This is a genomic window from Nonomuraea sp. NPDC050153, from assembly GCF_044460125.1.
GTDB lineage: Bacteria > Actinomycetota > Actinomycetes > Streptosporangiales > Streptosporangiaceae > Nonomuraea.
Map to the genome: position 1 here is coordinate 63326 of NZ_JBITJQ010000005.1, position 12438 is coordinate 75763.

Annotated in this window: 12 protein-coding genes; 1 reads left to right on the top strand and 11 read right to left on the bottom strand. The window is 72.1% G+C overall.

The features are described 5' to 3' along the window. Nucleotides 1-138: 138 nt before the first annotated feature. The 6 genes from ACIBQ1_RS15225 to ACIBQ1_RS15250 form a co-directional block, all read right to left on the bottom strand. Nucleotides 139-2643, bottom strand: coding sequence for a sugar phosphate nucleotidyltransferase (locus ACIBQ1_RS15225; RefSeq protein ID WP_397277780.1), 2505 nt, complete (start codon nt 2641-2643; stop codon nt 139-141). A gap of 4 nt (nt 2644-2647) precedes the next feature. Beyond that, complete coding sequence (locus ACIBQ1_RS15230; RefSeq protein WP_397277782.1) at nt 2648-3229, bottom strand: CDP-alcohol phosphatidyltransferase family protein; 582 nt, start codon at nt 3227-3229, stop codon at nt 2648-2650. Between the two features lie 252 nt (nt 3230-3481). Continuing rightward, nucleotides 3482-4309: a GNAT family N-acetyltransferase gene (locus ACIBQ1_RS15235; protein WP_397277783.1), complete on the bottom strand. Its 828-nt coding sequence runs from the start codon at nt 4307-4309 to the stop codon at nt 3482-3484. After that, complete coding sequence (locus tag ACIBQ1_RS15240; RefSeq protein ID WP_397277785.1) at nt 4299-4895, bottom strand: phosphoribosylanthranilate isomerase; 597 nt, start codon at nt 4893-4895, stop codon at nt 4299-4301. Before ACIBQ1_RS15240 ends, ACIBQ1_RS15235 begins: the two co-directional genes overlap by 11 nt. A 103-nt stretch (nt 4896-4998) precedes the next feature. Then, nucleotides 4999-5673 carry a response regulator gene (locus tag ACIBQ1_RS15245; protein WP_397277787.1) on the bottom strand — a complete coding sequence of 225 codons (675 nt, stop codon included), beginning with the start codon at nt 5671-5673 and terminating at the stop codon, nt 4999-5001. Then, nucleotides 5670-7262: a sensor histidine kinase gene (locus ACIBQ1_RS15250; RefSeq protein WP_397277789.1), complete on the bottom strand. Its 1593-nt coding sequence runs from the start codon at nt 7260-7262 to the stop codon at nt 5670-5672. The genes ACIBQ1_RS15245 and ACIBQ1_RS15250 overlap by 4 nt, the downstream gene beginning before the upstream one ends. Nucleotides 7263-7390: 128 nt before the next feature. Here ACIBQ1_RS15250 and ACIBQ1_RS15255 point away from each other — a divergent pair, with 128 nt between their 5' ends. Next, nucleotides 7391-7981, top strand: coding sequence for a class I SAM-dependent methyltransferase (locus ACIBQ1_RS15255; RefSeq protein WP_397277790.1), 591 nt, complete (start codon nt 7391-7393; stop codon nt 7979-7981). 211 nt (nt 7982-8192) lie between these two features. On the opposite strand, the gene ACIBQ1_RS15260 is transcribed toward ACIBQ1_RS15255, so the two are convergent. From ACIBQ1_RS15260 to ACIBQ1_RS15280, 5 genes are all read right to left on the bottom strand, one after another. After that, nucleotides 8193-8972 (bottom strand): enoyl-CoA hydratase/isomerase family protein, encoded by a 780-nt coding sequence (locus ACIBQ1_RS15260; protein ID WP_397277791.1) that lies wholly within the window; start codon nt 8970-8972, stop codon nt 8193-8195. After that, the gene (locus ACIBQ1_RS15265; protein WP_397277793.1) at nt 8969-9886 is read right to left on the bottom strand and encodes an alpha/beta hydrolase; all 918 of its coding nucleotides are present in this window, start codon (nt 9884-9886) and stop codon (nt 8969-8971) included. Before ACIBQ1_RS15265 ends, ACIBQ1_RS15260 begins: the two co-directional genes overlap by 4 nt. A gap of 9 nt (nt 9887-9895) precedes the next feature. Then, on the bottom strand, nt 9896-10579 hold the full coding sequence (locus ACIBQ1_RS15270) for a gamma-glutamyl-gamma-aminobutyrate hydrolase family protein (RefSeq protein ID WP_397277795.1): 684 nt from the start codon (nt 10577-10579) through the stop codon (nt 9896-9898). A 404-nt stretch (nt 10580-10983) separates the two neighbouring features. Then, a complete protein-coding gene (locus ACIBQ1_RS15275) occupies nt 10984-11283 on the bottom strand; it encodes a hypothetical protein (protein WP_397277797.1) in 300 nt (99 codons plus the stop codon). A gap of 3 nt (nt 11284-11286) precedes the next feature. After that, entirely contained in the window at nt 11287-12366 is a 1080-nt protein-coding gene (locus tag ACIBQ1_RS15280; protein ID WP_397277799.1) for a WD40/YVTN/BNR-like repeat-containing protein, read from the bottom strand. Nucleotides 12367-12438: the final 72 nt, after the last annotated feature.

Consider the following 12438-nt stretch of genomic DNA (forward strand, 5'->3'; position numbering starts at 1 on the left):
GTGGTTTGGACGCAGACAAAGTTACCGCCGCTTCCGCCCCGTGGTCCATGCCGCCGCGCGTTTCTACATTACGATCTTGCGGCACTGTCTGGGCACGTCAAGTGCAAAGGCTTTTTCGTCACTCTCCGCGACCATTGTTCACATGGCGGCCTGCTCCACGATGCGGGCCCACCGTTCGAGCAGAGCCTGGGCGCCGTCCATGTCGCCCGCCTCGGCCCACAGGTCGGTCACCGGCTCGGTGGCGGCGGGCAGCACGAGCACCCAGCTCCCGTCGTCGTGGGCCACCCGCACGCCGTCGGTGGTGTCGATGCGGTGGCCCTCGTGCTCCGCCTCCGCCGCCTCGATGACCGAGCGCATGACGGCGCCCTTGGCCGCCCACGGCGTGGGGACGGTGCGCTTGAGCATCTTCACCTCGGGGATCCTGGCGTCGATCTGGCTGAGCGACAGGCGGGTGCGGGCCACCAGCCCGAGCAGGCGCATGAACGAGGCCAGCCCGTCGATGGCGGGGCTGAACTCCGGCACGACGAAACCGCCGCGCCCGTCCGCCGCGAAGATCATGTCGGGGCCGGCGGCGGCCGAGGTGAGGGCGTCGAGCGCGGTGGAGGTCCACTGCACCTGCACGCCGTGGAAGCGGCAGACCTGCTCGGCGACCCTGGTCGTGGTGACCGGCAGGGCCACCTGGCCGCCCCTGCGCTCGGCGGCGACCAGGTCGAGCACGACGAGCAGGGAGCGTTCGTCGTTGATGAGCTGGCCCATCTCGTCCACCAGGGCGATCCGCTCGCCGACCGGGTCGAACCGGACCCCGAACGCCGCCCGCGACGAGCTGACCAGCTCCGACAGTCGCTGCAGGTCGCGGCGGCGCTCGGCGAGCGTCTCGGTGGGCGAGACGTCGTCGAGGCGGGCGTTGACGGTGAGCACCTCGACCCCGACGCGGCCGAGCAGCGTGGGCAGCACCAGCGAGGAGGTGCCTCCCGCGCAGTCCACGACGACCTTCATGTCCCTGACGTCGCCCACGTTCACGTGGCGCAGGAGCTCCTGGGTGTAGTCCTCGACGGCCCTGGCCGGATAGGTCAGCTCGGCGATCTCGCCAGGGAACGCCCGGCGGAACTCCTGCCGGGAGAAGACCCGCTCCAGCTTGCGCTGCGCGGCCGGGGGCAGGTCGGCGCCGCGGCCGTCCATGATCACGATGTCCACGCTCTGCGGGTCGCCCGGGGTGGTGCGCAGCGTGATGCCGCCGGCGGCCGACTCGCGGGCCGTGTGGAAGCGGGTGACGGGCAGCGGGGCGGCCTCCAGGTCCAGGACGTTGATCGCGCCCGCGGTGAGCGCGCCGATGACGGCCCGCTTGAGCGCCCTGGCGGCCAGGGAGCAGTCGCGGGAGGTGACGACGTACTCGCCCTTCTTCAGGGTGGTGGCGTACGCGCTGGCCAGCCGGACGCACAGCTCGGCGGTGATCTCGACGTTGACCAGGCCGCTGACGCCCCTGGGGCCGAACAGGTTGCGCTGGCCGCGCGACTCCCAGATGACGCTGGTGTTGACGACCGCGCCGGCCTCGATGGTCTTGAACGGGTAGACCTTGACGCCGCTGGAGACGTACGCCTCTGGCTCGATGACGCACTCGTCGCCGATGACGGCGTTCTCCTCGATGCGGGCGCCGGTCATGACGTCGGTGCTCTTGCCGATGACGCAGCCGCGCAGGTGGGCACCGGGGCCGAGGTAGACGTTGTCGTGGACGACCGCGCGGTGCAGGAAGGCGCCCTCGCGGACGACGGCGTTGTTGCCGAGCACGGTGTACTCGCGCAGTTCGGCGCCGGCCTCGACCTTGGCGTAGTCGCCGATGAGCAGCGGGCCCTTGAGCACGGCGTCGGGGTCGACCGAGGCCGAGTCGGCGACCCAGACGCCCGGCGAGAGCTCGAACCCCCCGATCTCCAGGTTGACCCTGCCGGACAGGGCGTCGGCCTGGGCCTTGAGGTAGCTGTCGTGGGTGCCGACGTCCTCCCAGTAGCCGTCGGCCACGTAGCCGTAGATGGCGGCGCCGCGGTCGAGGAGGGCGGGGAAGACGTCGGCGGACCAGTCGACGGGCTCGCCCGAGGCGACGGCGTCGAGGACCTCGGGCTCCATGATGTAGATGCCGGTGTTGACGGTGTCGGAGAAGACCTGGCCCCAGGTGGGCTTCTCGAGGAACCGCTGAACGCGGCCCCCGTCGTCCACGATGATGATGCCGAACTCGAGGGGGTTCGGCACCCGCTTCAGACCGATTGTCACAAGTGCCGAATTTTCACGATGAAACCGGACCATGTCGGTTAAATCGATATCTGTCAGGGCGTCGCCGGAGATCACCAGGAAACGGTCGTCACGGAGGCGGTCCTCGGCGTTCTTGACGCTGCCCGCCGTGCCTAGCGGCAGGTCCTCGGTGGCGTACTGGAGGTTCATGCCCAGTTCGTCGCCGTCACCGAAGTAGTTGCGCACCAGAGCCGCCAGGAACTGGAGCGTGACCACCGTCTCGGTGATGCCGTGGCGCTTCAGCAGGCGCAGCACGTGCTCCATGATCGGGCGGTTGACCACGGGCAGCAGGGGCTTGGGCTGGTTGGCGGTCATGGGACGCAGCCGAGTTCCCTCTCCGCCTGCCATGACGACCGCCTTCACCCGATCACTCCTTTTTGGCCGAGGTTACGAGTTGGAGCACCTGTACCGCATACAGCACACCTGCCCACCAGTACAGGCCTGTTCCCCAGAGCGCGAATGCCCACCCGACAATTCGTGCTATTTCGGCATACCACCCCGTATGGGAGGCAAGGAAGAGGAGAGGGAAGGCGTACATGAGGTTGAACATGGCTGCCTTGCCCAGGTAATGCACCTGGAGTGCCTTGTAGCCGTGTTTGCGAAGTACGGGGAAGAAACAGGCGACGAAGAGTTCGCGTCCGACGATGACCGCGACCAGCCACCACGGGATCACGTCGCGTAGCAGCAGGCCGGCGATGGTGGCGAAGACGTAGAGCTTGTCGGCCGCGGGGTCGATGAGCCGGCCGAGCCTGCTGGTCTGGTTGAAGGCGCGAGCGATCTTCCCGTCGAGCCAGTCCGTGAATCCGGCCACCGCCAGGACCGCGATGGCCCACCCGTCCGCCTTGGGCCCGAGAACCAGCCAGAGGAACACGGGGACGCCGAGGAGTCGCAGGAAGCTCAGCAGGTTGGGAACCGTCCAGATCCGGTCCTCGGCGGAAGTTTCGCTCACGAGCAGACCCTACTGCGTGGAACTCCAACGCAGCGGCCCCGCCGGTGGCGCTCCGGTTACCGCCGGCCCCACCCGCACCGGGCGTCTCCTCCCACCGCCCTGACGCCCCGACCACATCCAGGACTCGGAGCCTCTCGGACGCCTCCCACCCCCGCGCGGCCCCTCCCGCGTAGGCGGCGCGGGCCCCGCGGGCGGTGGTTCGTGCCGAGCCGCCGCCCGAGCAGCCGAGCCCAGCGCTCTGGCGGGAGGCGGTCAGGTGCGGAGGAAGGCGTGGGTGCGGCCCACTTCCGCGAAGCCGAGCTTGGCGTAGAAGTCCTTCGGCCAGTCGGCCGCGTCGGTCACCAGGAAGATCAGCTCGGCCGGCGCCGAGTGCGCGAGCAGCGCGGTCATCAGGGCACGCGCGTGCCCCATCCCCCGATGCTCCGCGCCGGTGAAGACGCTCTCGATCTGGGCGACGCCCGCGTGCTCGTACAGGTCGGCCCTGGCGGCGATCTCCCCGTCGGAGGCGCGCACCCCCCAGAAGCTCACCGCGTCGGCCCCGCGCAGCCGGCCCTCCACGCGGCGGGCGAGCCGGTCGATCACCTCGTCCGGCGCCTGCGGCAGCGTGTGGCGCCAGTCGCGCCGCAGCACGGGCAGCAGCTCGGCGAAGGAGAGCCGCTCAGCCGCCACGGAGCCGGGCGGGCCGGACGGGGCCGGGCCGCGGAAGGCCATGATCAGGTTGGTCTCGTGCTCGTAGCCCGCGGCGACGAACGTGGGCGCGAGCACCGCCCCGAGCCGGTCGTCGTCCACGCACACCAGCCGGTGCCCCCGCGCCGCGAGCACCTCGTCGGCCGCCCGCAGCAGCCGCTCCGCCGCGTCCCGGGCCTGCCCGTACGCCTCCGGGACCGGCCCGAACTCGGCGCCGACGATGAGCTTGTTGTCGTCGTGCGAGCCGGGATAGCGGTCGTCCAGCACCGCGAACCCGCCCGGGACGGCCGCCTCCCGCGGCGCCCTGCGGCGGGCGAAAGCGTGCTGGAAGGCCACCGCGCGAGCCAGGTCCGCCGCGGCGGCGTCCAGGTCGGGGGCGAGCTCAGCCGACATGGCGCACCGCCTCGATGAACGCCCGGATGAGCGCCGAGTCCTTCACCCCGGGCGAGGTCTCCAGGCCGCTGGACACGTCGACGCCCCACGGGCCGGCGGCCGCGATGGCCTCCGTCACGTTCGACGGGCTGAGCCCGCCGGCCAGCAGCCACTGGCCGGTCGGGCGGCCGCGCACGGCCGCCCAGTCCCACGGCTGCCCGGAGCCGGCGTGCGGCGCGTCCACGAGGAGCAGGTCCTCGTCGTAGGCCCCGCAGCGCAGGTCGGCCTCCGCGTCGACGGCCCTGATCAGCCGGAGCCCGAGGTCCTTGAGCGCGGTGAAGTCGCCGTGCGGGTGCCGGCCGTGCAGCTGGATCGCCCGTACGCCGGACGCCAGCGCCGCCGCGCGCACCGTGTCCGGGTCCTCGCCGCGGAACACCCCGACGGTCAGCACATGGCCGGGCACCAGCGCGGCCAGCTCCGCCGCCCGCTCGGGCGCGATCCTGCGGGGACTCCGGGTCATGACGAACCCGATCGCGTCCGCGCCCGCCTCGACGGCGGTGCTCACGTGCTCGGGCTCGCTCAGCCCGCAGATCTTCACATACACCACACCCCTGACCTTAGCGGCGGCGGGGGCCGCCGGTGACCATGCCGGGCCGGTACGCCGGAGGCTGAGCGGGCGGCCCCCGCCCGGCGGGCCGGCGGGGGCGAGGTCAGGAGCGCGGCGGGCGTACCGGGCGGAAGGAGGCGTCCACGAGACCGGTGCGGTGGGCCACGACGGCGGCCTGGATGCGGTTGCGCAGCCCCAGCTTCTCCATGGCAGCCGCGATGTGCGTCTTGACCGTCGTCACTCCCACGTGCAGCTCCTCCGCGATCTCCGCGTTGGACAGCCCGGTGCCGACCAGGGCGAGCACCTCCAGCTCGCGTTCGGTCAGCCCGGCGGGCGGGGGCGGGGCGGCCTGCTCCTCGGCGGCCAGGAACCGCTCCACGACCCGCCGCAACACCGACGGCGCCAGGAGCTGCTCCCCCGCCGCGGCCCGGCGCACGGCGTCCACCATGCGCTCCGGTTCGTCGTCCTTGACCAGGAATCCGACCGCGCCGGCCCGCAGCGCCGCGTACACGTTGGCGTCCTCCGCGAACGTCGTCAGCACCACGATCCGGGTGCCCGGCCGGGCGGCGAGCACGCGTTTGATGGCCTCCAGCCCGTCCACCCGGGGCATGCGCAGGTCCATGAGGATCACGTCGGGCAGGTGGCGCTCGGCCAGGCGGACCGCCTCGGCCCCGTCCACGGCCTCCCCCACGACCTCCATGTCGCCCGTGGCCTGCAGCAGCATCCGTACGCCCGCCCGTACGAGCGCCTGGTCGTCGGCCACCAGCACGCGGATCACGCGGCGTTCCTGGCCGGGAGGCTGGCGGACAGGAGCCAGCCGCCCTCGCCGTCGGGCCCGGCGGTGAGGGTGCCGCCGAGGGTGCGGACGCGTTCGCGCATGCCGGCCAGGCCGCGCCCGGACGAGGGCAGGCGTTCGACGACGGTGGGCGGGCGGCCGTTGCTGACCCGTACGGACAACCCCTCCGCCGAGGGGGTGACGGTGACCCGGACCCGGGTGCCGGGGCCGGCGTGTTTGAGCACGTTCGTGAGTCCTTCCTGGACGATGCGGGCGGCGGAGGCCCGGGCGATGAGGGGCGCCTGGTCGGTGGCGGGGTCGAGGTCGAGGTCCACGACGAGGCCGGCGGCGGCCATGCGCTCGGCGGACTCGCGGACCACGTCGGCGGGATTGGCCAGCAGGTCGGGCTGGCGTTCGGGGTCGCGCAGCAGGTCGAGCAGGTCACGCAGGTCCTGCAGCACCTGGTGGCCCGTCTCGCGGATGTCGGTGAGCGCGTCGGCGACGGGCCCGTCGGGGGCGGTGTAGCGGGCGGCGCTGGCCCGCAGGACCATGGCGCCCACGTGGTGGGCCACGATGTCGTGCACGTCGCGGGCGATGCGCTCGCGTTCGGCGAGCTGGTCGGCGCGCACCTGGGCGACGGCCGCGCGGGCCGCCTCCTCGGCGCGCAGCCGCTCGGCGGCCGCCGCGGACTGCCGCATGCCGAGGTAGCGGCCGATCGCGATCGGCGTGGCCACCAGCGTCATGAGGATCCCGACGCGGAACGGCGTGGTCTGGGTCTCCTGGCCGACGACGGCGATCGCGGTCAGCAGGCAGCCGGTGGCGTACGCGACGATCGTCCACGCCCAGGAGGTCACCCGCATGGCGAACACGCCGATCGCGATGAGCGTGAGGATCACGCAGGTGTTGACGACCTGGGTCAGGTAGGTGTCGGCGGAGACGAGCAGCGCGCCCTGCAGCAGGAAGACCACCCCGGGCAGCCGTCTGGCGATGCCCAGCGACAAGCCTCCGACCACGGCGAGCAGGCCGACCACCCAGACGGGCTGGCTGCCCGAGTGCCAGGAGGTCCAGGTGCTGAGCACGGTGATCGCCACCCCGCCGGCCGCCAGCAGCGCGTCGGGGGTGACGTCGCGTTCCTCCAGCGGCCCCGCCGAGCCGCGCAGGTACGCCCCGAGCACGGCCGGGAAGATCGCCAGGAAGACCGCGTACACCCAGGTGTTCGTGACGACCGGGATGCCGGGGTCGACGATGTTCATCGCGGTGGCGACGATCCCGGCGGCCACGGCGGCCACCGTGGCCCGCCAGCCCGAGCGGTATCCCACGACTCCGAGCGCCACGCAGACCAGGATCTGCGCCGTGTTGGACGTGAACGACTCCAGCTGGTCGGTCACCACCAGGAGCCCGGCCAGGTAGAGCGCGACGGGCACCGGGCGGCGGCGGACGAGCCCCATGGGCAGGCCCACCAGCAGCGCCATGGGGATGTTCATCTCGGCGGGCAGGTATCTGGTGTCGCCCGCGTGTGCCGTCGTCAACAGGTCCAGGCCCACACCCGAGACCGCCAGCAGGACATCCAGCGGCAAACCACGCCAACGCATGGACCCACGGTATCCGCCGGCCTTCTCGGCGGAAGTCCTCCTCGCGGAGGACCCCGCCTCCTCCAAGTGGCCGGAGGTCCGTCCGGAGGGCGGAGCGGCCACACGGGATCTTGCCTTAGGTTCGGGGCATGCCCAATGACACCGCACTTTTTCTCGGCCAGTTCCTCCGGGCGCCGACCACGATCGGAGCGGTGGCGCCCAGCTCGCGGCGTTTGGCCTCGGCCGTCTGCGCCCCGATCCCGGAGCGCGGCGAGCCTACGGTGGTCGAGCTCGGCCCCGGCACGGGTCCGTTCACGGAGGAGATCCAGCAGCGGCTGGGCGGGCGTGGCCACCACCTGGCGGTGGAGCTCAACGAACCCATGGCGCGGCTCCTGGCGGCCCGGTTCCCGGCGGTGGACGTGGTGAACGCGGATGCGGCGCGGCTGGGTGAGTTGCTGGCCGAGCGCGGGTTGCAGCAGGCGGACGTGGTGGTGAGCGGGTTGCCGTGGGCGGCGTTCCCCGAGGAGTTGCAGCATTCGCTGCTGAGTGCGGTGACGTCGGTGATGAGCCCGGGGGCGGCGTTCACGACGTTCTCCTATATTCACGCCATCCCGCTGAGCTCGGCCCGCCGGTTCCGGGCGCTGCTGGCCGAGCGGTTCGAGGAGGTCGTGCCGGGGCGTACGGTGTGGCGCAACACTCCTCCCGCCTTCGTGTTCAACGCGCGCCGGCCCCGCCCGTAGAAGGGCCCGTAGAGGGCAGCAAAGGGCTCGTAAAAGTGTCATAAAGAATGCGGCGGAAGCGGCCGTGGTGCGCGCAGGCCGGGGTGAGCCTCTGCCTCGTCCCCGGAGCAACGTTCTCGGCCTCGGTGAACTGGCCCTCGACATCCGCGCGGCTACCAGGCCGCCCCGTCCACCTCCCGCTACCCGAGTGCGGGGGAAGCACACCCGCAGGTCAGCCGAACGACGGCGGCCGCTTCTCCCGCACCGCGCGCACGCCCTCGACCACGTCGGGGCCGGTGAAGCCGAGGAACTCCATGGCGAGCGAGGCGTCGAACGAGGGCCCCGCCAGGCGCAGCCAGTTGTTGAGCGAGTATTTGGTCAGCCTGATCGCCTCCTGGGCGCCGGAGGCGAGCCTGACCGCGATCTCCATGGCCTTGTCGTGCACCTGGTCGTCGTCCACGCACAGGCTGACCAGCCCCATCCGCTCGGCCTGCTCGCCCGTGACGGGCTCGCAGAGCAGCAGGTGGTATTTCGCCTTGGCCAGCCCGCACAGCAGCGGCCACACGATGGCCGCGTGGTCGCCGGCCGCGACGCCGAGCCGGGTGTGCCCGTCGATGATCCGCGCCGTACGGCCCGCGACGGAGATGTCGGCCAGCAGGGCCACGGCCAGCCCCGCGCCGACCGCCGGGCCCTGGATCGCCGAGACGATCGGCTTGGAGCAGTTGAGCACGTTGTAAACGATGTCGCGGGCCTCGGCGAACACGCGCAGTCTGGTGGCGTGGTCGCGGGTCATGTCCTCGATCATGGACAGGTCGCCGCCCGCCGAGAACGCCCCGTCCTGTCCCCTGACGACGACGGCCCGGACGCTGTCGTCCCGGTCGGCGTCGCGCCAGATCTCGCCCAGCTCGCGGTGGGCGGTCGCGTCCACGGCGTTGAGCCGGCCCGGCTCGCTGATCGTCACTCGCAGGACGCCGTCGGCCGGGGTGTCGATCTTGAGCTTGTCGTACGTCACCACGACTCCCGCAGCCGCTCCGCGACGTAGTCACGGGCCTCAAGGGCCTGGTCGAACAGGCCGGGCAGGCCGAAGAAGCCGTGCACGGCGCCGTCCCACCTGCGGCTGCGCGCGGGCACACCCGCTTCGGCCAGGCGCCGGGCGTACTGCTCGCCCTCGTCTCTCAGCACGTCGTACTCGGCCGTCACCACGGTCGCGGGCGCCAGGCCGGCGACGTCGGGCAGCCGCAGCGGGGACAACCTCGGGTCGGCGGGGTCGGCGTCACCGGCGTACTGCCGGGCGAACCAGGCCATCTCGGCGGCCGTCAGCGCGTAGCCCTTGGCGTGTTCGCGGTAGCTGGGCGTGTCCATGGCCAGGTCGAGCACCGGGCAGAGGAGCGCCTGGTGCGTGAGGCCCAGCCCGGCGTCGCGGGCCTGCCAGGCGGCGACGGCGGCCAGGTGGCCGCCCGCGCCCTCGCCGACGACCGCCACACCGCCGTTGCCCTGATAGAAGGCGGGCCTGGCGAACAGGTCGCGCACCACGGTCCACGCGTCGTCGGCGGCGGCCGGGAACGGGTGCTCGGGAGCGAGCCGGTAGTCCACGGACACCACCACCGCGCCCGTGCGGATCGCCAGGTCGCGGCAGAGCCGGTCGCTCCGTTTGACGCCGCCGTAGACCCAGCCGCCGCCGTGGAAGAAGACCGCGACGGGCAGCGCGCCGTCGCCCGGGTCGGCGCGGTAGATCCTGATGGGCACGCCCTCTGCCTGCTCGTCGCGGACGAAGGGGAGCTTGGTGAGCGGGCCCCGGTGGATCGCCAACCGGTCGGGCTGCGCGCGCGTCTCCTGGATCTCTGCCGGGCCGAACGCGTCGTAGTCGGTGACCGCGTCCGGCACGTATCGGGCGAGATAATCCCGCGCCTGAGGGTGCAGCGGCATGATCGCAGCCTAGCGGGCCGCCTCGATGAACGCATCGAAGATCCGCGTATCTCCGTCACGCTCCGGATGCCATTGAACACCCACGCCGAACCTGTGCCCCTGCAGCTCGATCCCCTCGACGATCTGGTCCTCGGCCCAGGCCACGGCCAGCAGGCCGCTGCCGAGACGGCGTACGGACTGGTGGTGGGGGGCGGTGACCTCGATCCGGTCCCCCACGGCCTTGCCGAGCTTGCTGGAGACGCTGACCTGGATGGTGTGGGTGCCCGGCTCGCTGTGCCGGTCGTTGTCGAGCACCTCGGGCAGCCAGGGGATCAGCGTGCCGCCCTGGGCGACGTTGAGCACGTGCATGCCCCTGGCGATGGCCAGGATCGGCAGGTCGGCCCGTACGGCGGCCCTGGCCAGGGCCAGCTCGAACCGGTCGCGGTGCTGCTGCGGCTCGGCCACCCGCTCGTCGGGCTCGCCGCCGTAGGCGCCCGCGCCCAGCTCCACGCCTCCGGCCAGGACGATGCCCTGTAGGCCGCTGACGTAGTCCTCGATGGCGGGGGTGCCGATCGGCGGGAGCACCACGGGAGCGCCTCCGGCCCGCCCGACCGCCCTGGCGTAGGTGGGAGGCGACAGTACGGCCTCGCGTACGTAGTCGCTCCAGCGGGCGGCTTCGAAGTAGGCGGTGATACCGATCAGCGGTCGGGACATGCGATCTCCAGGGGGCAAGGTGGAGTCCGTGCCGCCATCAGCCTGTCAAGATGACGGCCGCACGCCCCATCATGGCGCAAGGTCTTTCCGATATGTCAGGTCTCCCAAAGATCTACCACTTCTGTCCGCACCTGGAACCACGCACCCCCCTCCATCGGGGCTCCCGCCCAAGCCGAACACCCACGCCTTCGGCCCTCTCGGGGCGCGATCCCTCGGGGACGGGGCTTCACGGGACGGGCGACGCACGATGCGCAGGCCCGTGTGCTCCCGGCCCCACAGCGGCACGGGGCGGGGCGGCGCGGTGGGCGGCTGGGGCGGTCCAGGCGGGCAGCCCCCAGCACCGAGTGTGGCCCCAGCCTGGAGGTCGTCCCAGTATGGGCGGTGGCCCCAGTTTGGGGGTGGGGTCAGGTGAGGGCGGGGGTTACGTAGATCTCGGCGCCCGGTGGGAGGGCGCAGTCGAGGTCGCCGAGTCCTCGGGCGTTCTCGCCGCACACGATCATGTTGATGTGCCGCCGGATCAGCCCGTACTCGTCGCGCAGCCGCTCCTCCAGCAGCGGATGCGTACGCCGGAGCGTGTCGAGTGCCGCTCCCAGGGTGGGCGGCGAGTCGCGGTCGGAGGCGACGGCGAAGACCTTGACCTCCGACCGACCGCTCACCCATCGCCGCAGCATGCCCGGGAGCACGAAGACCACCATCGTGACCATCGGCTACAGCACCGCCGCACGCACGGTGAGGACGTCGGGCAGGTGGCGGGCGACCCGCGACCAGGTCTCGCCGCCGTCGCGCGAGCCATGGACCTCGCCGTCGCGCGTGCCGAAGAAGATCCCGGCCTCCGAGGCCGTCAGCGCGTCGCGCAGCACGGCCGCGTGCACGGGCCCATCGGGCAGGCCCGAGCCGAACGGCTGCCACGTGCCGCCCGCGTCGTCGCTGCGGAAGACGCGATAGCGGTGGCCGACCGGGGTGCGGTCGACGTCGGCCGTCAGCGGCAGCACGAAGACCGTGTCGGGCCGCGAGGGGTGCACCGCGATCGGGAAGCCGAAGTCGGAGGGCAGCGCGGCGCCGATGTCGTGCCAGACTCCGCCGAAGTCGTCGCTGCGGTAGACGCCGAAGTGGTGCTGGAGGTAGAGGCGCTCGGGCCGGGAGGGATGCATGGCGACCTTGTGCACGCACTGCCCGAACTCCGGATATTGCGCCCCCTCGGGCAGGAACGGGGCCCGGATGTCGCGGTTGGCGGCCTCCCACGACAACCCGCCGTCGAAGGAGCGGTAGAAGCCGCCGGTGGAGATCGCGACGCCCATGATCCGCGGGTCGGCCGGGTGCAGGACGATGGTGTGCAGGCACAGGCCGCCGCCGCCCGGCTGCCACTGCGACCGGTGCGGGTGCTCCCACAGGCCCTCGACGAGCCGGTAGGTGACGCCGCCGTCCTCCGAGCGGAACAGCGCGCCCGGCTCGACGCCGGCCCAGACCACGCCGGGCTCGGACGGCGAGGGCGCGAGCTGCCACACCCTCGTCAGGGTCGCCCCGGTCTTGTCCGGGAAGGCGATGGGCGGCTGCTCCGCCTCCTTCCACGTCTTCCCGAGGTCATCCGAATACATGACGGACGGACCGAAATGACCGTATTCGATGCCCGCGAGGAGCCGCGGCGAGGGGCCTCGCGGGTCGATCGCCACCGCGGACACCCCGACCGTCGAGAACTGGATCGGCTCGACGTCGAACGGGCCGCCGCCGGTGGAGCGGGCGAGGAAGAGGCCCTTGCGGGTGCCGATCGCGAGCAGTGTGTCACTCATGGCAAGCTCCCTTGTTGGTCTGCGGCCATCGTGCCACGCAGGGACGACAGTCTCAGAGGACTGGGAGTTTTC

Coding starts and splice junctions, on each gene's coding strand:
- ACIBQ1_RS15275 (WP_397277797.1), bottom strand. CDS start 11,283: ATGGTCACGATGGTGGTCTTCGTGCTCCCGGGCATGCTGCGGCGATGG.
- ACIBQ1_RS15280 (WP_397277799.1), bottom strand. CDS start 12,366: ATGAGTGACACACTGCTCGCGATCGGCACCCGCAAGGGCCTCTTCCTC.
- ACIBQ1_RS15270 (WP_397277795.1), bottom strand. CDS start 10,579: ATGTCCCGACCGCTGATCGGTATCACCGCCTACTTCGAAGCCGCCCGC.
- ACIBQ1_RS15250 (WP_397277789.1), bottom strand. CDS start 7,262: ATGCGTTGGCGTGGTTTGCCGCTGGATGTCCTGCTGGCGGTCTCGGGT.
- ACIBQ1_RS15255 (WP_397277790.1), top strand. CDS start 7,391: ATGCCCAATGACACCGCACTTTTTCTCGGCCAGTTCCTCCGGGCGCCG.
- ACIBQ1_RS15235 (WP_397277783.1), bottom strand. CDS start 4,309: ATGTCGGCTGAGCTCGCCCCCGACCTGGACGCCGCCGCGGCGGACCTG.
- ACIBQ1_RS15265 (WP_397277793.1), bottom strand. CDS start 9,886: ATGCCGCTGCACCCTCAGGCGCGGGATTATCTCGCCCGATACGTGCCG.